Source organism: Arthrobacter sp. alpha11c, assembly GCF_054149985.1.
Window position 1 is genome coordinate 2,442,588 of record NZ_CP196747.1, and the last position, 21,646, is coordinate 2,464,233.

The 21,646-nt window shown below is 63.2% G+C and carries 22 protein-coding genes; 20 read left to right on the top strand and 2 right to left on the bottom strand.

Going from position 1 to position 21,646, the window contains the following annotated elements:
• Both ACTAQJ_RS11065 and ACTAQJ_RS11070 read right to left on the bottom strand, forming a co-directional pair.
• Positions 1-1,041 carry an SDR family oxidoreductase gene (locus ACTAQJ_RS11065; protein ID WP_498702050.1) on the bottom strand — a complete coding sequence of 347 codons (1,041 nt, stop codon included), beginning with the start codon at positions 1,039-1,041 and terminating at the stop codon, positions 1-3.
• A 116-nt stretch (positions 1,042-1,157) separates the two neighbouring features.
• Positions 1,158-2,834 (bottom strand): purine-cytosine permease family protein, encoded by a 1,677-nt coding sequence (locus tag ACTAQJ_RS11070; protein WP_498702051.1) that lies wholly within the window; start codon positions 2,832-2,834, stop codon positions 1,158-1,160.
• Between the two features lie 208 nt (positions 2,835-3,042).
• Between ACTAQJ_RS11070 and bioB the strand changes: the two genes are divergently transcribed.
• The 20 genes from bioB to ACTAQJ_RS11170 all read left to right on the top strand — a co-directional run bounded on the left by bioB (position 3,043) and on the right by ACTAQJ_RS11170 (position 21,516).
• Positions 3,043-4,068 carry a biotin synthase BioB gene (bioB, locus tag ACTAQJ_RS11075; RefSeq protein WP_498702052.1) on the top strand — a complete coding sequence of 342 codons (1,026 nt, stop codon included), beginning with the start codon at positions 3,043-3,045 and terminating at the stop codon, positions 4,066-4,068.
• Between the two features lie 152 nt (positions 4,069-4,220).
• Positions 4,221-4,328, top strand: a complete 108-nt coding sequence (bsaP, locus tag ACTAQJ_RS11080) for a biotin synthase auxiliary protein BsaP (protein WP_497947200.1) — start codon at positions 4,221-4,223, stop codon at positions 4,326-4,328.
• Positions 4,325-5,653 (top strand): adenosylmethionine--8-amino-7-oxononanoate transaminase, encoded by a 1,329-nt coding sequence (bioA, locus tag ACTAQJ_RS11085; RefSeq protein WP_498702053.1) that lies wholly within the window; start codon positions 4,325-4,327, stop codon positions 5,651-5,653. Before bsaP ends, bioA begins: the two co-directional genes overlap by 4 nt.
• 8 nt (positions 5,654-5,661) lie before the next feature.
• The gene (locus ACTAQJ_RS11090; RefSeq protein WP_498702177.1) at positions 5,662-6,843 is read left to right on the top strand and encodes an 8-amino-7-oxononanoate synthase; all 1,182 of its coding nucleotides are present in this window, start codon (positions 5,662-5,664) and stop codon (positions 6,841-6,843) included.
• Positions 6,840-7,523 (top strand): dethiobiotin synthase, encoded by a 684-nt coding sequence (gene bioD, locus ACTAQJ_RS11095; protein ID WP_498702055.1) that lies wholly within the window; start codon positions 6,840-6,842, stop codon positions 7,521-7,523. The genes ACTAQJ_RS11090 and bioD overlap by 4 nt, the downstream gene beginning before the upstream one ends.
• Positions 7,520-8,650 (top strand): cytochrome P450 family protein, encoded by a 1,131-nt coding sequence (locus ACTAQJ_RS11100; RefSeq protein ID WP_498702056.1) that lies wholly within the window; start codon positions 7,520-7,522, stop codon positions 8,648-8,650. The genes bioD and ACTAQJ_RS11100 overlap by 4 nt, the downstream gene beginning before the upstream one ends.
• A gap of 27 nt (positions 8,651-8,677) precedes the next feature.
• On the top strand, positions 8,678-9,178 hold the full coding sequence (locus ACTAQJ_RS11105) for a very short patch repair endonuclease (protein ID WP_498702057.1): 501 nt from the start codon (positions 8,678-8,680) through the stop codon (positions 9,176-9,178).
• A gap of 333 nt (positions 9,179-9,511) precedes the next feature.
• Positions 9,512-9,892, top strand: coding sequence for an Hpt domain-containing protein (locus ACTAQJ_RS11110; RefSeq protein WP_498702058.1), 381 nt, complete (start codon positions 9,512-9,514; stop codon positions 9,890-9,892).
• Between the two features lie 89 nt (positions 9,893-9,981).
• On the top strand, positions 9,982-10,581 hold the full coding sequence (locus ACTAQJ_RS11115) for a helix-turn-helix domain-containing protein (protein WP_223936112.1): 600 nt from the start codon (positions 9,982-9,984) through the stop codon (positions 10,579-10,581).
• 163 nt (positions 10,582-10,744) lie between these two features.
• A complete protein-coding gene (locus ACTAQJ_RS11120; protein WP_498702059.1) occupies positions 10,745-12,076 on the top strand; it encodes an MFS transporter in 1,332 nt (443 codons plus the stop codon).
• A gap of 10 nt (positions 12,077-12,086) precedes the next feature.
• The gene (locus ACTAQJ_RS11125; RefSeq protein WP_498702060.1) at positions 12,087-13,451 is read left to right on the top strand and encodes an FAD-dependent oxidoreductase; all 1,365 of its coding nucleotides are present in this window, start codon (positions 12,087-12,089) and stop codon (positions 13,449-13,451) included.
• A complete protein-coding gene (locus tag ACTAQJ_RS11130; RefSeq protein ID WP_498702061.1) occupies positions 13,448-14,716 on the top strand; it encodes a CaiB/BaiF CoA transferase family protein in 1,269 nt (422 codons plus the stop codon). The genes ACTAQJ_RS11125 and ACTAQJ_RS11130 overlap by 4 nt, the downstream gene beginning before the upstream one ends.
• A complete protein-coding gene (locus tag ACTAQJ_RS11135) occupies positions 14,713-15,534 on the top strand; it encodes an enoyl-CoA hydratase-related protein (RefSeq protein ID WP_498702062.1) in 822 nt (273 codons plus the stop codon). Before ACTAQJ_RS11130 ends, ACTAQJ_RS11135 begins: the two co-directional genes overlap by 4 nt.
• Before the next feature lie 77 nt (positions 15,535-15,611).
• Positions 15,612-16,562 carry a dihydrodipicolinate synthase family protein gene (locus ACTAQJ_RS11140; RefSeq protein WP_498702063.1) on the top strand — a complete coding sequence of 317 codons (951 nt, stop codon included), beginning with the start codon at positions 15,612-15,614 and terminating at the stop codon, positions 16,560-16,562.
• The gene (locus tag ACTAQJ_RS11145; protein ID WP_498702064.1) at positions 16,562-17,395 is read left to right on the top strand and encodes an SDR family oxidoreductase; all 834 of its coding nucleotides are present in this window, start codon (positions 16,562-16,564) and stop codon (positions 17,393-17,395) included. Before ACTAQJ_RS11140 ends, ACTAQJ_RS11145 begins: the two co-directional genes overlap by 1 nt.
• Before the next feature lie 33 nt (positions 17,396-17,428).
• Positions 17,429-18,907, top strand: a complete 1,479-nt coding sequence (locus tag ACTAQJ_RS11150) for an aldehyde dehydrogenase family protein (protein WP_498702065.1) — start codon at positions 17,429-17,431, stop codon at positions 18,905-18,907.
• Between the two features lie 6 nt (positions 18,908-18,913).
• Entirely contained in the window at positions 18,914-19,216 is a 303-nt protein-coding gene (gene fdxA, locus ACTAQJ_RS11155) for a ferredoxin (protein WP_498702066.1), read from the top strand.
• Between the two features lie 183 nt (positions 19,217-19,399).
• A complete protein-coding gene (locus ACTAQJ_RS11160; protein WP_498702067.1) occupies positions 19,400-20,317 on the top strand; it encodes an NADP-dependent oxidoreductase in 918 nt (305 codons plus the stop codon).
• A 77-nt stretch (positions 20,318-20,394) separates the two neighbouring features.
• Positions 20,395-20,661 carry a type II toxin-antitoxin system HicB family antitoxin gene (locus tag ACTAQJ_RS11165; protein WP_498702068.1) on the top strand — a complete coding sequence of 89 codons (267 nt, stop codon included), beginning with the start codon at positions 20,395-20,397 and terminating at the stop codon, positions 20,659-20,661.
• A gap of 252 nt (positions 20,662-20,913) precedes the next feature.
• A complete protein-coding gene (locus tag ACTAQJ_RS11170) occupies positions 20,914-21,516 on the top strand; it encodes a TMEM175 family protein (protein WP_498702069.1) in 603 nt (200 codons plus the stop codon).
• The last annotated feature ends 130 nt before the right edge of the window (positions 21,517-21,646 follow it).

The window sequence follows — 21,646 nt, forward strand, 5'->3', positions numbered from 1 at the left end:
TTAGGCGAGGTGCTTTCCGCCGGTAACCCCAATAACCGAGCCGGAAATGTAGCTGGACTCCTCAGTCGCCAGCAGGACATATGTCGCGGCGAGCTCAGCAGGCTGACCGGCCCGGCCGAGCGGCGTGTCCTGTCCGAACTTTACGATCTTTTCCTCCGGCTGGGTTGGCGGCTGCAACGGGGTCCACACCGGCCCGGGAGCCACGGCATTGACCCGGATTCCCTTGGAGCCCAATGATTCCGCCAACGAGAATGTCATGCTGTTGATGGCTGCCTTGGTGGCGGCGTAATCGATCAGCGAGGGACTCGGATGGTAACCCTGGATCGATGAGGTGTTGATGATCGATGCCCCAGGCTGCAAATGAGGCAAAGCTGCCTTGGTAAGCCAGAAGAGCGCATAGACGTTGCTCTTAAAGGTCCGGTCGAACTGTTCACTGCTGAGGTCTTCGATCCCCTGGCTGGTAGTCATCTGGAAACCTGCGTTGTTGACCAGAACGTTCAGACCATCGAATTCTTGGATGGTTTGGGCGATGACTTCCTGACAGAACTCCTCGTCCCGCAGATCCCCCGGCAGCGCCAGGGCACGGCTGCCCGCGGCCTCGATCAACTGGACGGTCAATTCAGCGTCCTGCTCCTCTTCCGGCAAATACGTGAACGCCACATCTGCACCTTCACGGGCGAAGGCAATGGCCACGGCTTTCCCAATCCCGCTGTCGCCGCCCGTAATCAAGGTCCGGAATCCCATCATGCGGTGATGGCCCACATAGCTTTGCTCCCCGTGGTCCGGGCGCGGGATCATTGCCTCGGTCCAGCCCGGATAGTCCTGGGTTTGCGGCTGGAACTCCCCCGACGGATACATCGTCCGTGGATCTGACGCGGCTTCAGGATCCTCCGCCGGGTTAAGGACGTGATTTTCCAAAGCCATCGCGATGTCCTCGTCGAGGTCGGTTGTTGACTCGGCCTGCTCGGGTTCCTCGGTCTCCTCAGCCGGCCCGGATTCCTCGGTCGGCTCGGTCTCTTCGTTCCGCTCGTCCTGTGCCATGCCCCATTCTAAGCATCCTGACTATTCGCGCGCAGCGTCAGCCCAAGTAGGGGACAGCAAACGTCGCTATGAGGGCTCATAGGAACATGTGCTGTCCCCTATTTGGGTGAGGGCGGCTACTTCTGGGCCGGCAGCACCAGTGCGCCCGACTTATCCGTGGACAAGGCGAGGGAGGAGATGAACCGGGGTTCGCCGTCGGGACCGTCCTGGCCTGAGCGGAGCATGTCCGGGCGTTCGAATTCAAGGCCGGTGACGTGGCAGAGCAGCTTCTCGTCGCTGGGGTTGCCGTCGGCGTCGAACATGGGCAGGTCAATCCCGTCGTCGTTGCGCCGGAGGTAGTAGCGGCCACGCGTCGCCAAAGCCAGAACCGGGGGAAGCACCAAAGCAAGGACGACGGCGAAAATGGGCGAATACGGCTGCACTCCGGCACCGAAAGCCCCAAAGAAAACCGCGATGGACATCCCTGCGGACACCAGCATGGAAACGAAACCGACCGGGTTGACGGCGTAGAGCATGCCCCGACGGAACTCAGGAACCTTGGGCGAGATCTTCAAGAGGTACTTGTTGATCGCGATATCGGAGGCAACTGTGACCACCCAGGCCATGGCGCAGTTCGCGTAGAAGCCAAGGATCGTGTTGAGGAACTCGAACATGTTCGATTCCATGAGGACCAAAGCGATCACCAGGTTGACCACCACGAACACCATGCGGCCCGGGTAGGTCTTGGTGATGCGGGTGAACGAATTGGTCCAGGCCAGCGAGCCGGAATAGGCGTTGGTGACGTTGATCTTGATCTGAGAAATAACCACCAACACAACGGCCAGCGACATCGCGAGCCAGGCCGGCATCATTTCCTGGTAGACGCCCAGGAACTGGTGGACGGGTTCGTTGGCGTGCACGGAGGCGGCGGGATCGAGCCTGGCGATCAGGTAAATGGCAATGAACATGCCCACAACCTGCTTGATGGCACCGAAAATAACCCAGCCGGGTCCGGCGAGAATTACGGCACGCCACCAAGCACTTTTGTTCTCCGCGGTCTTCGGTGGCATGAAGCGCAGGTAATCGATTTGCTCTGCGATCTGTGCCATCAGCGAAAGGCAAACGCCGGCAGCCAGCATCACCGAGGCGAGATTGGTGCCGCCCTCCCCCGAAGCACCGGTGTAAGCAAAGAAGGCGTCGATGCTGTCCGGGTGTGACAGCAGCAGATAACCAACGGGAACCACCATGAGCAGCAACCACAAGGGCGTGGTCCACACTTGCAAAGTAGCTAGGGTTTTCATCCCGTAGATCACCAGCGGAATGATGATGATGGTGGACACGGCATAGCCAAGCCATTGCGGGACGCCGAGCCCCAATTGCAGGCCCTGGGCCATGATGGAGCCTTCGAGGGCGAAGAAGATAAAGGTGAAGGTCGCGAAAATGATGTTCGTGACCACTGAACCGTAGTAGCCAAAGCCTGACCCGCGGGTGATGAGGTCGAGGTCGATGTTGTAGCGGGCGGCGTAGTAAGCCAGTGGAAAGCCCGTGGCGAAGATGATCACGGCGGCCACGATGATGCCGAAAATGGCGTTTACGGTGCCGTAGGCGATGCCGATATTTGCCCCGATGGAGAAGTCAGCCAGGTAGGCGATCCCGCCAAGTGCACTGGTCGCCACCACGCCGGCGCTCCACTTCCGGTAAGAGCGCGGGGCGAACCGGAGTGTGTAGTCTTCCAGGCTCTCCTTCGCTGCGCTCATCGCATCGGCGTTTCCCGCCGTCGTAATTCTTTGGGTGTCTGTCAGAACGTCGCTCATCCGTGCTCACTTTCGAGATTCGTGGTCGGTGCTTCGCCAACGACGCTAGTCACGCGGCGGGTCAAATCAGTCACAACGATGTTTCACAGCTGTAACTTCTGCACCAGCCGTCTCGCCCACGAGCCATAAGGGCGCTCCAAAATCCGTGACGCCACTTTGTGCGGACTCCACAAAATCGCGATGCGCGCTCGCGGATACCGTCAAGTCCATGACGACCCAAACAACTCAAGAGGCCACTGCCTACGCCATCCTGGACATCGCACGCGAGCAGGTCCTTGAGCGCGGTGAAGGCCTCAACGAAGCCCAGCTTGTGGAGATCCTCCAACTTCCCGACGAAGCGATTCCGGCCGCCATGCAGCTCGCCCACGAGGTCCGGCTGAAGCACTGCGGCGAGGACGTTGAGGTTGAGGGCATCATCTCCATCAAGACCGGTGGCTGCCCCGAGGACTGCCACTTCTGCAGCCAGTCCGGCCTGTTTGATTCCCCTGTCCGCGGCGTGTGGCTGGATATCCCCGAGCTGGTGAAGGCTGCCAAGGAAACAGCCGCCACCGGTGCCACCGAGTTCTGCATCGTCGCAGCTGTGCGTGGTCCCGACATCAAGCTCATGAACCAGATCAAGTTCGCGATCGACCGCATCAACGAGGAAGTTGATATCAACATCGCGTGCTCCCTGGGCATGTTGACCCAGCGCCAGGTTGACCAGTTGGCGGAGTGGGGTGTCCACCGCTACAACCACAATCTCGAAACGGCCCGGAGCTACTTCCCCGAAGTCGTCACGACGCACAGCTACGAGGAACGGCTGGACACGTGCAACATGGTCAAGGCCGCCGGCATGGAATTGTGCTGCGGCGCCCTGATCGGCATGGGCGAAACGCTGGAGCAGCGGGCTGAACTCGCCGCCCAGCTGGCCGCATTGGAACCGCACGAAGTTCCGCTGAACTTCCTCAATCCGCGTCCGGGAACGCCGCTGGAAAACCAGGGCATCATGGACGGCAAGGACGCCCTCCGCGCCATTGCCGCTTTCCGGCTCGCCATGCCCCGTACGGTGCTCCGCTACGCTGGCGGCCGCGAACTGACGCTCGGTGACCTCGGCACCCGCGAAGGCCTGCTCGGCGGCATCAACGCCGTGATCGTGGGCAACTACCTCACCACCCTGGGCCGCCCCGCCACCGCCGACCTCAACCTCCTGGTGGAGCTCAACATGCCCATCAAGGAACTCCAGAAGACACTATGACCGCGATCGGCGCCACGACGGCGGAATACTGCGGGCACTGCGGCGGGACGGTTAGCCGAGGCGCCGTTCACAAGGGCACCCACGGCGAGCGCCCCACGTCGGACGCTCACTCGACGTCGGACCCGCACCAGGGCTGCCAACAACGGTTGGCGATGGAACCGCCCAGGTATTGCGCGCAGTGCCGCCGTCGGATGAAGGTCCAAGTGACGCCGTTGGGATGGTCGGCAGAGTGCTCGCGTCACGGACGGTTGTCCCGATGAGTTCGCTGATCGAGCGGGACCGGGCGAGCCTGTGGCATCCTTACGCTCCGGCGTCCGGGACGCTGCCGCTCTGGGAAGTTGAAGCGGCCGACGGCGTGGCGCTGCGGCTGCGGGACGAGGACGGCCGCACGCATGAGGTGCTGGATGCGATGTCTTCGTGGTGGTCGGTGATCCATGGGTACCGCCATCCTGTGCTGGATGCCGCGGTTCAGCGCCAACTGGGCTCCTTTAGCCATGTGATGTTCGGTGGATTGACGCATCGGCCTGCCGTGGATCTTGCAGAGAATCTGCTGGCGCTGGCACCCCGCGAGCCTGACCGTCAGTTGGAGCGCGTGTTCCTGGCTGATTCCGGTTCCATCTCGGTGGAGGTGGCGCTGAAGCTGGCGGTCCAGTTCCAAACGGCCTCCGGGCGTCCACGACGGCAGCGCTTCCTGACGGTCCGCGGCGGCTATCACGGCGATACGTTCGCGGCGATGGGCGTTTGCGATCCCGTTGACGGTATGCATTCCGCGTTCCCTGGTTTGCTGGCCCGTAACGTGTTCGCGCCGCGTCCTCCAGCCGCGGCGACGGCCACGCAATCAGCTATCAGTGAGTGGCGGATGTCAGTTGAGGCGCTGGCCCGTGAGCATTCCGATGAGCTCGCGGCCATCATCGTGGAACCTGTCCTGCAGGGGGCCGGCGGGATGTTCATCTACCCGGCGGAGTGTGTGCGGATCCTCCGTGAGGTTGCTGATGCGCATGGGCTGTTGCTCATCCTGGACGAGATCGCTACGGGCTTTGGGCGGACAGGCGAGTTGTTCGCGGCGAACCATGCTGACGTCGTTCCGGACATCCTGTGTGTCGGAAAGGCCCTCACGGGCGGGTACATGACGCTGGCTGCAACGTTGTGCACAGGTGAGCTTGCCCGGGTGGTCTCCAGCGGCGGTGCCGGTGCGCTGCTCCACGGCCCCACGTTCATGGGCAACCCGCTCGCCTGCGCCGTGGCCAACGCGAGCCTCGGACTGCTGCGGGACGGCGATTGGCGCGCGGATGTTGACCGCATAGGTGCAGGCCTCGCGGAGGGTTTGGCCCCGGCATTGGGGCTCGACGGCGTGAGGGACGTCCGTACTATCGGCGCTGTGGGCGTCATTGAGTTGGCGGACGCGGTGGACGTTGCTGCAGTGACCCGTGCCGCGATCGAGCAGGGAGTGTGGATCCGTCCTTTCCGCAACCTTGTCTATACGATGCCTCCGTACATCAGCTCAACCTCCCAGATCAGGACCATCACCGCGGGCATGGTGGCAGCAGTCTCCGCGGCCGCAGACAGGTTGGGGGCCAGAGCATGAGCTTCTCCATGACCTCCTGGCTGGAGCAGCAGGCAGAGGTCCGCGAGCGCCGCGGACTCGTGCGGAAGCCGACAGTGCGCGGCCCGCAGGGCCCCGCGGGCAAAGAGTGCGGGCACCGCCGGATGATCGACCTCGCCAGCAACGATTACCTGGGCCTATCCACGGATCCACGACTGGCGGAGGCTGCCACGAAGGCGATCAGGCGCTGGGGCACTGGCGCTGCATCATCCCGGCTGGTCACCGGCACCACGGAACTGCATCTTGAGTTGGAGCACCACCTTGCCCTGTTCACGGGAGCGGAGGCTGCGTTGGTGTTCTCCTCCGGCTACCTCGCCAATCTGGGTGTCACCACGGCTTTGGGTGGTCCCGGAACGTTGATTGTGGCGGATGAGCACTGCCACGCCTCGTTGATCGATGGCTTTCGGCTGAGCCGCTCCGAGGTGCGGGAATTCAAGCACAATGACATTGCGGACGCGGCACGCCTCCTGCAGGAACGGACACAGCCGCGGGCGCTCATGGTGGTTGAGTCCATCTACAGCGTCGGCGGCGACGCTGCTCCACTGCAAGAGCTGTTCAATCTCGCCCAGGAACACGACGCCGTACTGCTGATCGACGAGGCCCACAGCCTGGGCGTTGCCGGCGTCGGCCCGTTTCAAGGGCGCGGCGCCGTGGCTGGCACCAGCCTGGCGGACCATCCGGGTGTTGTCCGCACGGCCACCCTGTCCAAAGCCTTGGGCAGCCAGGGCGGGGCCGTGCTTGGTTCCAGCCTGCTGCGGGAGCACTTGGTGAACCGTTCGCGGAGCTTCATTTTCGACACCGCCTTGGCCCCGCCCGCAACGGCTGCTGCCATGGCCGCCGTCGGAATCATCCAGCAGGAACCCTGGCGCGCCGCGGCCGTCCATCACAACGCAGCCGCCCTCGCCGCCCAACTTCAACCCACGCTGGGACGCTCGGCCGCCGTCGAGCGTTCTGCCGGAGCGGTTCAATCCATCCCCATGCCTTCAGCGGAAGCCGCCTTGGCTGCGAGCCAGGCCGCGTACGCTGCCGGCGTCCAGGTGGGCTGTTTCCGGCCACCTTCAGTGCCCGACGGCGGCTCCCGCTTGCGACTCACAGCCCGGGCCAACCTCACCCCCACCGACCTCGACCACGCCTGCGCAGTGCTGCGCGACATCCTGGAGCGAACCCCATGAAACTTCCCCGCATCATCCTGGTGACCGGTACCGATACCGGCGTCGGGAAGACCATCACGACGGCGGCACTCGCAGCAGCGCTTAAGCAACGCGGCTGCTCCGTAGCGGTCTACAAGCCGTGCCAAAGCGGCAACGTCGACGGCGATTCGGACTGTGCGGAGGTGGTGCGGCTTGCCGGCCCGCTCACGACCGAGGCCGGCATCGTGCTGGAACAGCCGCTGGCCCCCGTCCCCGCTGCTGCTTGTGACGAAGTGGTGCTGCCGCAGCTTGCTTCGCATGCCCAGCGAATCCGCGCCCTGGCCAACACGCATGACCACGTCCTCGTGGAAGGTGCCGGCGGAGTGCTGGTTGAGTTGGACCACGACGGCGGGACGCTGGCTGACCTCGGAACCCTCCTGGGCGATTCGGCTGGCTTCGCTGTGGTGACGCGGGCGTCGTTGGGCACCTTGAACCACACGGCGCTGACGCTCGAAGCCCTCGATCGGAGGGGCCTGCCGGTGGTGGGCGTAGTGCTTGGCAGCTGGCCCGCGGTCCCCGGTGCAGTGGAGCGCAGCAACCGTGCCACCATCTCCGACTGGCCTGTGCCGCTGCTGGGTGCCATCCGGCACGAAGCCGCCGGAATGGACCCCGGCGTGTTCCGCGAACAGGCGGCCTCCTGGCTTGCCGGGGTGCCGGCATGAGCCCCGTCACCACATGCCCCTACAAGGTGCTGCGCGATCCCGATACTGTCCGCGAGGTCCTTCACCGGCCTGGCGACTTCAGCCCTGCCAACGCACTTCTGGCCGTGACGCCCCTGAGCGGTCAGGCCCTCCGCGTCCTGCAAAAGGCACGCTTCGCCCTTCCTCCCGTTCTGGCCAGCAACCACTCCTCCTCACACTCAGCTATCCGCAAGGTGGTGGCAGGCTTCTTCACTCCCGCCAAAGTTGCGGCCATGGAACCGCGCATCCGGCAGCTCTCACGGGAGTCAGCCGCGGCCGCAGCCCGGCTCCTCAACTCTGCAGGAAATGTTGACTTGGTGCAGGCAGTGGCCGCGTATCCCCCGGCAGTCATCATGCTGGAGATGCTGGGCCTTCCCGTCCGCGACCTCCCCCAATTGAAGGCGTGGAGCCTGGACTCCCTAGAGCTGTTCTGGGGATGGCCGGATCCAGACCGGCAGCTCGAGCTGGCCCACACCGCGGCGGACTTCTACACCTGGCTGCGCGAGTTGGTCCTTGAAGCGGTGTCCGCCCGTGAGCCTAACCTGTTCAAGGCACTCGCGGACCACGGGCTCAGCACTCCTGAGATCTGTTCCTTGGGCTACTTCCTACTCATCGCTGGCCAGGAGACCACCACACAGCTCATCAGCACTACCCTCTTCCGTCTGGCCGAGGGCTCCCGGGGAATCTCCTGGGACGAGGCCTCCTCCAGCGCCAAGGCGCGGGACATCGTTCGTCATGTGCTGGCCACTGAATCTTCCGTTCCTACGTGGCGCCGGGTGGCCGCCCGCGATACCGAGCTTAACGGCGAGCACATCCTGGCGGGGGAAGAAATCCTGGTGGAGCTAACGGGGAACCACGGCTTTCCCTGGGCAGCCGGGGAATCTGCCGGGGAGGGCACTGAACATCAGGGACCCACACCCTACGGTCTGGCCTTCGGCTCTGGAATCCATCGCTGCCTAGGTGCGAAACTCGCGGAACTCGAGGCCGCCGTCGTCGTTCAGGAGACTACCGAGGCACTCAAGGGGGTCCGGCTCCAGGACCCCAACCCCGAATGGCTGCGGCTGCTGTCCTTCCAGGCTCCCCGGACGGTCAGCGTCGCCCACCTGTAGCGAGTTTGGGTGGGTAGGCTGGACTGTATGGGCGAGAGCCGGGACTTGCTGACGCCGGAGCAGCGCAGCCGAAACATGTCCAGGATCAGGGGCAAAAACACCAAGCCCGAGTTACTGGTCCGGAAACTCCTGCATGCCAAGGGGTATCGCTATAGGCTGCATGGTCAAGCTGGTGGGAGCAAGCTGCCGGGCCGGCCCGATTTGGTGTTCTCCAGCCGCCGCAAAGTCATTTTCGTCAACGGCTGCTTCTGGCATTTCCATGACTGCAAGGTTGGCCTGCACTCCCCCACGGCCAATGCCGACTTCTGGGAGACCAAGCGCGCGAGGACCCGTGAACGCGATCTGGTACAGAGGGAACAGCTGCGCGCTGCCGGTTGGGACGTGCTGACGGTGTGGGAGTGCGAGTTGAGGGACAGCTCAGTCCTCGAAGAACGGCTGACAGCGTTCTTGGAGGGGTACGTGGAGGGCAGTTCGCCCTACGGGGCTCTGGAGCCGGCAGTCCCGGCAGACCCAGCGGAGTCCGAGTGATCGGTGCTGGCGTGGGAGCCTTGCTCCCACAACGCATACGCTGACGTTCCACCGATACCCAGCAGCACCGTCAGGCACAACACGATGATGACCATGAGGCCCGCCGAGGGCCGAACACCATCGTTCATGCTGAATTCCATTCCTGTATCCACGCCTTGATCCCCCCGATTCGGCGATTACTCCATTTCCTTTACTTACTTTCGGGGGCTTCGATCAAGACTCCCTCTGAGTCCGCTCAAGATTGGATCAAGCTTTCGATTTCCGGCGTTGCAGTAGTTCCCCGGGACCTACTGTTGAATCGTGCATCTATTGTTCGGAGGCGGGAGGGGTTTGGTGTCTGAGTATGACGAGTGCACAGAATCACTGGTTGATCCCACCGTTCTCGCCGGACTCCAGGCGGAACTTGGCGGAGACCGATCCATCGTCACCAGGTTTGTCCGCAACTACATAGACCTGCTGCCGTGGCGGGTGGACCGCCTGAATGTCGCACTGAACAACCTTGACATGGAAGACGCCATGGACGCGGTGCTGAGCCTGAAGACATCAAGCCACATGGTGGGCGCCATCTGCATGCGCCGCTTGGCCACCGAATTGGAAATCAGCATCAGACTCCTCCCCAACGCCGGGCACCTTCAAGAACTTAGGCCGCTAGTGCAGACAATCGAGGCCTTCGTGTTCGGCACGATTTGCGAACTCCAACCCTCACTTTCGTAAAGATCTTCACGAAAATAAAGAAAACCATTGACTCGCTAAAAATCTTCACTATAGTTGTGTGAGTTAGCTCACCAACGAAGGATGCGGCAATGACTACCGAGACTCCTGCACCGCCAGCCACCAGCGAACTGCTGGCAACTGTGGGGAACAAGGTGCGCACCATGCGCAAGGCAAAGGGCATGACCCTCGCCCAGCTCTCGGACATCACCGGCCTCAGCCAGGCGATCGTCAGCCAAATCGAACGCGGAATGGCCAACCCTTCCTTCACCACCCTCGCCCAATTGGCCCACGGCCTGGATATCCCCGTAGGGAGATTCTTCATTGGCCAGGACCAATCCACCTCACCCGTGGTCCGCAGATCCGAGCGACGCAACCTAAAGAACGTCACCCGTGAATCCGTGGGCGAAGCCGTACACGAACTGCTGACTCCCAACCGCGACGGAAGCATCGAAGCGCAATGGATCAGCACGCCCCCAGGGCACGACACCAGCGCAACCCCTTTTACCCACAGCGGTGAAGAGTTCTGCTACATCATCTCCGGCCGTAAGGACGTCTATCTCGACGGCGTCTGCTACAGCCTCGAAGAGGGCGACTCAATCACCTACTCCTCAGAGATCCCCCACTGGTACAAGAACAGCTACGAAGAGGTATGCGTAGCCATCTGGGTCAACGCACCACACGCGTGGTAACACTGCTGCCCCTCAACGGCGCCAGCGTTTTCCCTTAACTGTCCGGACACGAACCGTGGCCGCAGACAATCCTTGCCACTTTCGCACAATGCGCCTCCTCCAACAGGCGTTCCTGCGTCATACCCTCCCACGCCCTCCGGGGCGTCAGCGTAAGGACACTTCCATGCTCAACACCCAAACGACGGACAACGCCGTCCCGTCACCAAGCTCCAGCCACTCCTCCCCCATAAAAAACCCAAAGTTCACTCCGCAGGTCCGCAAAGGACTGTTGGGCCTGGGCCTTGGCAACGCCCTTGAATGGTTCGACTGGATGGTCTTCGGCCTCCTGTCAGCCTTCATCGGACCGAACTTCTTCCCCAACACAGAGCCACTCTCCGCCACCCTGAACGCACTGGCCGTGTTCGCCGTCGGGTTCGCCTTCCGTCCCTTGGGCGGCATTCTGCTGGGGACGCTCGCAGACCGGATCGGCCGGCGTCGGGTCATGCTCTTGTCCATCATGCTCATGGCCGGCACTACGCTGATCATTGCCATCACGCCCAACTACGCCACTATCGGCGCGTGGGCCGGCATCATCCTGCTGGTGTGCCGCGTCCTGCAAGGTATCTCCACAGGAATCGAAGCCCCGCTCTCCACCTCCCACGCCGTTGAGCTCGCTCCGGAAGGCCGCGAAGGCTACGTAGCCGGCATCATGTCCTTCTACGTGAACATCGGCATCCTGCTGGCCTCGCTGGTGAGCTTCCTTTGCAGCCTTGTCCTCGGCGGCGCAGCCATGGCCGATTGGGGCTGGCGCGTACCGTTCATTATCGGCGCTGCTTTCGGTTTTGTGGTTCTCTACCTCCGCCGCTCCCTGCCGGAAACCCTCAAGGCCGAGGAAATGGCCACGAACACGCCGCGTGCCGTGTGGTCCGGAGTCCGTAAGCACTGGCTCTCCGTCCTTGCCATCATCTTCGTGGTGGGTGCAGCACAGGCCTACAACTACGCCTGGAACGTTGGCCTTCCCACCGCAGCACGCAGCGGTTTCAAGGAAGATCCCACCGCGGTCTTCGCCCTCACCACCATCCTGGCCGTCATCCTCGTAGTGGGCAGTTGGATCATCGGCAAGCTGGCCGACGGCAAAGCAATGTCCCGCTGGTTCCTGGTGACCCGCATCCTCGCCATCCCATCCGTGTTCCTCATGCTGATGTACGTCCAGCCGGGCATTGGCGGATTCGCAGCAGTCCTCTTGGGCGGCTCGATCGTCCTGGTCTTGAACATGACCCTCTATAACGTGGTCAGCTCCTCCCTGATGCCTAAGAACATCCGCGGCACCGGCGTGGCCCTGGGCTATGGCATTGGCGTGGCACTCTTCGGTGGCACCGCCTCCTACCTTCTGGTCTGGTTCCAGTCCCTGAACCTCACCTGGATCTTCCCGGTCTACGTGGCCGTCCTCTCTATCCTCAGCATCGTTTTCTACCTCGCCGCACGCCGCTCCAACGGCATCTTCGTCGGAAAGTAAGGAACTTCCCATGAATACCCTTGAATTCAGCACTACGACGGCGGACCTCACCGCGCCGGTCATCTCACGATCGGACGTCCTGGTAGTCGGCGGTGGTCCCGCAGGCGTCGCCGCAGCGGTTACCGCCGCCCGCTCAGGAGCAAAAGTCACGCTCCTGGAACGCTACTCATCCTTGGGCGGACTCGCTTCCGGCGGTATGGTCCTGGTTCTCGATGACATGATCAACGGCCAGGAAATCACCGTCACCGGCATCGTCTCCGAGTACGTGGAGCGCTTGCAGAAGCTTGGCCTGGCAATCGTCCCGCCCGCCGATGACCGCAAGACCTCCGAGGAACTCTGGAACAAGTGGGGCCGCTACGGCACCTTCGATTTCCACTCGCACACCAACCCCAAGCCCATCTGCTACGCCGCGGCTTTCGATCCCGACGGCTGGAAGCGGGTCTCAAACGACCTCGTTCGGGAGGCCGGCGTGGACCTCCGCCTGCACTCCTGGTTCTCCCGTCCCATCGTGGACAACGGCGTGATCAAGGGCGTCATCTGCGAAACGAAACTCGGTCCGCAGGCGTTCACGGCCGACGTCGTGATCGACACCACCGGTGACATTGACGTCGCCTCCCGCGCTGGCGCCAGCTATGCCAAGGACAACTACCTCACCACGCTGGTCTTCCGCCTCGGCAATGTGAACACCAAGGCAGCCGAAGCCTTCGAACAGGCCAACCCCAAGGAAGCGCGGGCCATCAACCGCAAGATCAAGCGTCTCCTCGGCGGCGCCTGGGAACTCTGGTGGCTCAAGACCCCCATCGACGGCGTGGTCTGGTGCAACGCCCCACACATGAGTGGATTCGACGGCGTTGACCCCGCGGACATGACTGCTGCTGAGTTCGCAGCCCGGGACCGGATCTCCGAGGCCGTGGAGTACGTCCGAGCCAACCTGCCTGGCTTCGAAAACTGCTACATGCTGGACGTCGCCTCCCAGATGGGTGTCCGCCAGACCCGGCTCCTGCAGGGCGAGTACGTCATGACCAAGGACGACGTCACCCAGCGCCGCCACTTCGCAGACACCGTTGCCCGCGGCCGTGACTACTACTACCCGTACCGCTCGCTGCTCCCCAAGGAAGTGGACCAGCTCCTGGTCGCCGGCCGCCACTACTCCGCCACCCCCGAGGCACAGAAAATGTCGCGCGAGATTCCGCCCTGCATGGCCATGGGACAGGCCGTCGGCGTTGCTGCGGCCCTCGCCGTGGAAAACAACGTGTTGGTCCGCGACGTCTCCGCGCTGGATATCCAGCAGGGCATGCGCCGGCATGGTGCAGACCCAGGCGACGTCCCGTCGTCGAACGCTACCGTGGACTCCAACGTGGCGGTGCCGGCATGAGCACCGTTCTCCTCGACCAGACTGAAAGCACGACGTCGGCCCCTGCCGCCGCTGCCACCGGCACCTCAGCTGCTGCAGCAGTTACCCCGCTGCCGCTGGACGGCATCAAGATCGTGGACTTCACTCAGGTGTTCATGGGCCCGTCCTGCACCCAGCTCCTGGGCGATTATGGCGCAGACATCATCAAGGTGGAACGTCCCGGCGCAGGCGATATTTCGCGGAATTCCTTCCCGGACCAGGACGGTCAGGACAACCCGATCTTCCTGTCCATCAACCGGAACAAGCGCAGCGTCTCCGTGGACACGCGTACCGACGAAGGGCGCGAGGTGCTGCACCGGCTCATGGCTGACGCGGACGTGGTGGTCAGCAACTTCCGCTCCGGAGTCATGGAACGGATGGGCTTCGGCTACGAGGACCTGAAAGCTGCGAACCCGGGAATCATCTGGGCCTCTGGCACGGGTTTCGGCCCCGAGGGGCCCTATGCCCACAAGGGTGGCCAGGACGCGATCGCGCAAGCATATTCCGGAGTGATGTGGCGCCGCGAGTCCGATGACACCAAGCCCTCCATCTACCCCACCACGCTGTGCGACTACATCACCGGCATGCACCTCATGCAGGGCATCCTTCTGGCACTGCGCACACGCGAGGCATCGGGGGTGGGCCAGAAGGTGGAGGTGACCATGTACGACTCCATGTTGCACCTGCAGATGCAGGAAGCGTGCATGCAGCTCAACCGCGGCTATGAGGTCAACTGGGGCGCCATGCCGCTGAGCGGTGTCTTCGAAACCACCGACGGCGCCGTGTGCATGGTGGGTGGTTTCACGCCCGATCCCCTGGCCAGGATCTCCGAAGCACTTGGCCTGGACGAAGACCTCACCCAGCGTCCCGAGTTCGCCAACCTTGAGCAGCAATTCAAGAACAAGCCCGCACTGCAGGCCATCTTCCGCGAGCGCATCGCCACCAATACCACTGAATATTGGACACACCAGCTTGAGGAGCAGGGGCTGCTGAACGCTCCCGTGCACACCTTGGAACAGGCGTTGGCGGATGCGCAAACAGAGGCCAACGGGATGATCGTGGAAGCAGAGCACCCCGGCGTCGGCACTGTCCGTATGCTGAACGCTCCCATCCGGCTCTCCGCTACTCCGCCCACCATCCGGCGCGCCGCGCCGCGACTCGGTGAGCACAATGTGGAGGTCCTGCTGGAGAACGGCTTCGACCAGGAGACGATCGAGCGCCTGCAGCAACTGGGGGTTCTGCGATGACGGCGACAGCAGTTCAAGCACCAGTAGAGGCGCCGGTGGATACCGTGACTTTGACCATCGAAAACAACGTAGCAACGGTGGTCATCGATCGTCCACACGTCCTCAACGCCGTCGACGCCACCAGCCATGCACGGCTCAACGAGATCTGGGCCCAGCTTGAGCAGGACCCGTCAGTACGTGCGGTTGTCATCACCGGTGGTGGGTCCCGTGCCTTCTGCGTTGGTGCTGACATGTCGGCGTCGGCCGTGGACAAGACCGGCCTGGAGTATTGGGCCGGACTGGATCCCAATGGCTTCGGTGGCCTGAGCCTGCGCACCAGCTTGGACATCCCGGTCATCGCCCGCGTCAACGGCTACGCCCTTGGCGGCGGCATGGAAATTGTGCTGGGTGCCGACATCGTGGTGGCAGCCGACACCGCGAAGTTCGGCTTGACGGAACCTCGGGTTGGGCGTTTGGCGCTCGACGGCGGCATCCACCAGTTGGTGCGGCGGATCCCGTATACGCAGGCCATGGGGATGCTCCTGACAGGCCGCAAGGCAGGCGCCGCCGAGATGCAATCCATGGGGCTGGTCAACGAGGTAGTTCCTGCAGATGAGCTCGACGCCGCTGTGCAGCGTTGGGTGGACCAGGTCCTTGCGTGCGCACCCACCTCGGTCCGCGCCGTGAAGCAGATGGTCACTCAGACTTCCCACCTGACGGCCAAGGAAGCGCGCGGCCTGCGACTGCCGGCTCTTATGGCGGCGCTGGACAGTGAAGACTCCGCTGAAGGCGTGCGTGCTTTCCAGGAAAAGCGCTCGCCCGTCTGGCTGGGGCGTTGAACGGCTCAGCGATCCGGCACGACCACTGACCCGGCTCGCCAACAAAAACCATTTAGAACGAAGTAGAGGAGATACCGATGCCGCCATCAGTCGCGCCCGAATCCCTAAACCATAAATCTTTGGCTCCTGGAGTGTGGGGCGTTGTTGCCACACCATTCCAAGGGAGCACGCTGGACGTGGACCTGGACAGTTTGTCCGAGCTCGTGGAGCACTACGAGGCCATCGGCGCCACGGGACTCACTGTGTTGGGAGTCTTCGGCGAAGCAGCCGCACTGACGGTGGAGGAACGCCGGCAAGTGCTGGAAACCGCCGTCGAATGCACTGCGCTGCCGTTGGTGGTGGGCGTGACCGCCCTGGCTACCAGGCCCGCCATCGAGGAAGTCCGGGCTGCCCAGGACGTTGCCGGAGAACGCCTGGCAGCTGTGATGGTGCAGGCTAACTCGGCCAAACCCGAGACCGTGATTGCGCACTTGGATGCCATCCACCGGGCAACTGGCGCGAAGGTGGTCCTGCAGGACTATCCGCTGGCGAGTGGGGTCACTATCTCCACACCCGCACTGATCAAGGTGGTGGCCTCTTGCGACTTCGTCGTTGCAGTCAAGGCCGAAGCGCCGCCCACCAGCGTCGCGATCGCGGAGCTGAGTGCCGGCATCGGGGTTTCGGTCTTTGGTGGCCTCGGCGGGCAGGGACTGCTGGATGAACTGATGGCCGGCGCAGCAGGCGCAATGACTGGTTTCTCGTACCCCGAAGCCCTCATAGCGTGTGTGCGGGCATGGCAGCAGGATGGCTATGAAGCAGCCCAGCGCGAACTGCTCCCCTATCTGCCGCTGATCAACTTTGAGCAGCAAGCGAAGGTGGCGCTGGCTATTCGCAAGGAGTGCCTGCGCGAACGGGGACTCATCAAGGACTCCGGTGTTCGCGCCCCTGCAGCGGGCTTCCCCGAAGCCCTGCGCGGGAGTATGGGCACACATCTTCGTGAGGCAGCGTCGGCCCTTGAAAATGCCGCCGCCCCGGTAAGGAGCTTCTGATGGATCTGGGAATTGCGGGCAAGACAGCGTTGGTCGCTGCTTCCACGGGTGGGCTGGGCCTGGCCGTGGCCCGTGCCCTGGCTGCCGAAGGCGTGCGCGTGGCGATCGTGGGCCGTCGTCGGGACCGTGCGAAGGAGATCGTCGCTGAACTGCAGGCCGCGTATGGGACTGGTACCTGGGCTTCCGGTGCTTCCGGCATAGTCACCAAGGGCTTCGACGCCGTGGCGATCGAGGCTGACCTGACCACGCCCGAGGGCATCGAATCGGCAGTCGAACAGACTGTCGCGGACTTGGGACCCATCGACATCCTGGTTCTCAACGGCCCAGGCCCCAAACCCGGCGCCGCAGCCACACTGAGCTCCGATGACATCGCGGCGGCGTTCGATCTGTTGGTCAAACCGCAGCACGCCTTGGTTTCCCACGTGCTTCCCGGAATGCGGGAACGGCGATGGGGCCGGATCCTGGCTATCGGATCCAGCGGCGTAACAGCCCCGCTTCCCAACCTCGCCGTCTCCAACACTGGACGTGCTGCCCTGGCCGGTTACCTCAAGACCCTCGCTGCCGAAGTTGCCCTGGACGAGGTCACCGTGAACCTGCTCCTGCCAGGCCGCATCGCCACCGACCGGGTCACCCAACTTGACCACGCCGCCGCCAAGCGACGCGGTACCACGCTGGAAGACATCCAGCTCGAATCCCGCAAGACCATCCCCGCCCGGCGCTATGGAGAACCTGCTGAGTTCGGTGCCGCTGCCGCCTTCCTGTGCAGCGCGCCGGCGTCGTACATCACCGGCGTCGCGCTCAGGTGCGACGGCGGCCTGATCCGCAGCCTCTAGCCTCCCCTGCCTCCCCAAATCCTAAGGAACATCATGACTTCCACAGCAATTGACCCTCAGACCATCACCGACGCGCAGACGATTACCGCCCAGCACCTCATCAATGGCCAATGGCTCGGAGACGCGGACACCCAGCGAATGAATCCGGCCCGGCCAGGCGAACTCGCAGCGCTCTCACCCAGCGGCACCGTCCAGGACGTGGACGCCGCCATCACCGCGGCCGTCGCAGCCCAGCCGTCATGGGCGGCTCTGCCCGCGCCAGCCCGGGGCGCCATCCTCATCGCGGCCGGAAACCTGCTCAACGAGCGCCAACACGCAATCGCCGAAGATCTGGTCCGTGAGGAAGGAAAGACACTCGCGGAGGCAAAGGGTGAGGTCAAGCGTGCCTCGGACGTGCTGCGCTTCTTCGGCTCGCTGGGCTGGGCGGCAACCGGCGAAGTTCTGCCCAGCGGCCTGCCTGACACCACCATCACGACGCGTCGCGAACCTCTGGGCGTGGTGGGACTCATTACGCCCTGGAACTTCCCCATCGCCATTCCGGCATGGAAAACCGCGCCTGCCCTGATCAGCGGCAACGCCGTGGTGATCAAACCGGCCGAGCTCACTCCGTTGTCCACCAACCACGTGGCGCGCGCCCTGCAGGACGCTGGACTGCCCGCGGGCGTGTTCAACGTGGTGCACGGCAAGGGCCGCGTGGTCGGTGATGCGCTGGCCCGGGATCCCCGCATTGCGGGCTTGTCGTTCACGGGTTCCACCAATGTTGGCCTTGGACTGCAGGAGATCCTCAATGCCCGGCGCGCCCGCGTCCAGCTCGAAATGGGCGGCAAAAATGGCGTGCTGGTGCTGGATGACGCCGACCCCCGCAAAGCTGCGCAGGTAGTAGCGGCTGGCGCATTCGGCCTGACCGGCCAGGCGTGCACAGCGACGTCCCGCGTCTACGTGACGCCCGGCATCCGCTCCGCCTTCCTCGAGGCCTTGGTTCAGGAGGCCGCCGCCTACACCACCGGCGACGGACTTGATGGCGACGCCCGAATGGGCGCGGTGGTGAGCAGGCAGCAATTCGAGCAGGACCAGGCAGCGGTGCGTACCGCCGTCGAACGTGGCGCCACACTTCTGCGCGGACAGTACGACGGCGACCCCACCGGCCCGCTGTTCTTCCCGGCGGCGATTCTCACCGGGCTGCCGTTCGACGACGCAGCCGTCACGGAAGAGATCTTCGGTCCAGTGGTGGCGGTTCTCGAAGTGGCCGACTACGAAGCTGGCCTCGCCGCCGTCAACGATTCCCGCTACGGCCTCACCGCCGGCATCTGCACGGACTCTCTCGCCCTCGCCACGGACTTCGCTGCCAGGGCACAGGCAGGCGTGGTGAAGATCAACCGGCCAACTGCCGGGCTGGACCTGAACGTCCCCTTCGGCGGCGTGAAGGATTCCTCCACCAACACCTTCCGCGAGCAAGGCAGGTCCGCCCTGGACTTCTACACCTGGGGCAAGACCGTCTACACCGGTGTTTAGTGCGCCATGAGCTACGTGATCGCACAGCCCTGCGTGGATGTGAAGGACAAGGCATGCATTGACGAGTGCCCGGTGGACTGTATCTACGAGGGCGAACGCTCGCTCTACATCCACCCGTCCGAGTGCGTTGACTGCGGGGCATGCGATCCCGTGTGCCCCGTGGAGGCGATCTATTACGCGGACGATGTCCCTGACGAATGGGCAGACTACGTCAGGGCGAATGCGGAGTTCTTCGATTCGGATTTCTCCGGGGACGTGGGCCGCGATCATCCTGTGGTGATCGCGGAGCCTTTGCGGGTGGGCAGTTAGGCGGCGCTGACCCGTTGACCGACGCCTCCGTGACGTAGGACTATCGCAAGGCAGGCAAACCCTGCATTAGCTGGCCGTAGCGTGTCTCCCCAGCGATCGCGTTCTGGTACCACAAATTGATGCTGCTAAAGCTACAAAAGTAAAACCGCCGTGTAGGCCAGGATCGAGTAGAGGGAGCTTTTGATGAAAGCGATTGTTGTGACAGATCAGTCCGTCGGAATCGCCGGGCTGAGGATGGCGGAACGGCCCCAGCCGTCGGCATCGATAAACGACGTCATTGTTGAGATTCATGCCGCGGGATTCGTCCCGACTGAGGTTGGGTGGCCCTCGACCTGGACTGATCGAGCCGGCCGGGATCGGACACCCTCCATCATTGGGCACGAGGTGGCCGGCGTCGTAACCTCGCTCGGCTATGGCACCACAGGGCTGACGGTGGGTCAACGAGTGTTTGGCCTTGCGGACTGGCACCGAGATGGGACCTTGGCGGAGTATGTGGCGATGGAGGCACGCAACCTTGCACCGCTGCCGGGGGACGTCGCCTTCACAGTTGGCGCGAGCCTGCCCATCTCTGGCCTGACCGCATGGCAAGGGTTGTTTATCCATGGCCGCATCCAGTCGGGGCAGAGCCTTCTGGTGCACGGCGCGGCCGGGGCAGTCGGAACGATGGTGACTCAGCTGGCACGTGAAGCCGGCGCCTACGTCATCGGCACCGGACGCACTGCCGATCGACAGAAGGCACTTGATTTCGGAGCGCACGAGTTCGTGGACCTCGCCAATGACACCTTGGAAGACATCGGCGAGGTTGACCTGGTATTCGATGTGATCGGGGGCGACATCCAGAAGCAGTCAGCGACCCTGATCCGGCCCGGCGGAACACTGGTAAGCATCACCGGGCCGGTTGAAGCCCGCCCTAGGGATGGCTTGGCAGTGGATTTCGTTGTCGAATCGGATCGTACGCAGCTGGGCGAGATCGTCCAGCGAATCCGAGATGGACGGCTGCGGACAAACATCGGAAACATCGGCGAATTCGACGATGCGCTCAATGCCCTCAACCCTGCCACCCGACGGAATGGGAAGACGATCATCCAGATGCGTGCGTAGGCAGCAGCCTGTTTATGATTGAGCTTGGAGGGAGCTCCGCCTCTGTGGTGAACACCAGATTGTCCAAGGAATTCTTAGTGAATAACGTTTCGGCAAAAGCGCAGGTCGTCAACGAGGACGGGGTTTGGGGCATGTTCCTGCCCGGCCTGCCCCTGGCGGCCGAGGGGACGACATTGGAAGAAGCGACCATTGATCTAATCGATGCTCTCCGTGAATACGCCGAAGACTGGGAGGACCACCTCCGCGCGGCCCCAAACCATCGAGACAACTGGGCTTTAGTACAACTGATTGACTCCTCCACTGATGAGGAACTGGACGCATGGCTGACCGATAGCAAGAAGTGAGCCAGGAATATCCCCAGGCACCGGAGATGATCACGAGGCTTTCTGCAGGACCGAGGAGTGGCAGCACAAAGTGATGCGAGAGGCGGCCTCCGCTGGTGTTTGTATCTTGGGCTGGCGGGCCACTCGGCGACGGGGTGTACTCTAGCGACCAGGTGCGTGTCGCCCCCGACAGTGCAGACCTTCAGAGGAGCCGACCATGGCTGATGACAGGGTGAGCCGAAAGCAGTTCCACGTGCGACGGGACCGGGGCCGATGAACAAAAACCGGCTCGAGGCGTTCAGTGACGGCGTGCTGGCCATCATCATCACCATCATGGTCCTGGAGCTGCACACCCCGGAAGCACCAACCTGGGAGGGCGTGGCCGCAGTTCTGCCGACTCTCTTCAGCTACCTTCTGAGCTTCGTGTATGTCGGGATCTACTGGAACAACCACCACCACATGATCCACCTGGCCGGTCGAGTGAACGGCGGGATCCTCTGGGCCAATTTGCACCTATTGTTCTGGCTGTCGCTCTTCCCCTTCACCACACGGTGGATGGATGAGTCCGGCTTCGTGCAGGTCCCCGTCCTGTTGTATGGAATCAACCTGCTGTGTGCTGCGATCGCGTACTACATTCTGGAACGTCGCCTGATCGCCGCCCAAGGCAAGGACGGGGCCCTGGCTCGGGCTCTCGGCCGCGACTGGAAAGGCAAAGCGTCCCCCCTGATCTATGCTGTCGGCATCGCAGTCACCCCGATCGGGCCCCTTTTCGGGATCGCCGTCTTCACCGTCGTGGCGCTGATCTGGCTAGTGCCGGACCGCCGGGTTGAGCACTTTGTCGCCAGGGCTCATCAAAACGATTACGACGTCGGCTAGTCGGCCAACACGCTCCTCATCACGCGACGATTAGCAGCCCTGCGCGCCGAATCAGGAACTTGGTTCTGGTGCTGCTGCTCGACAGACGCGTTCACGGGTGGGAACCCGCAGCCTCCCGGTGAACTAATAC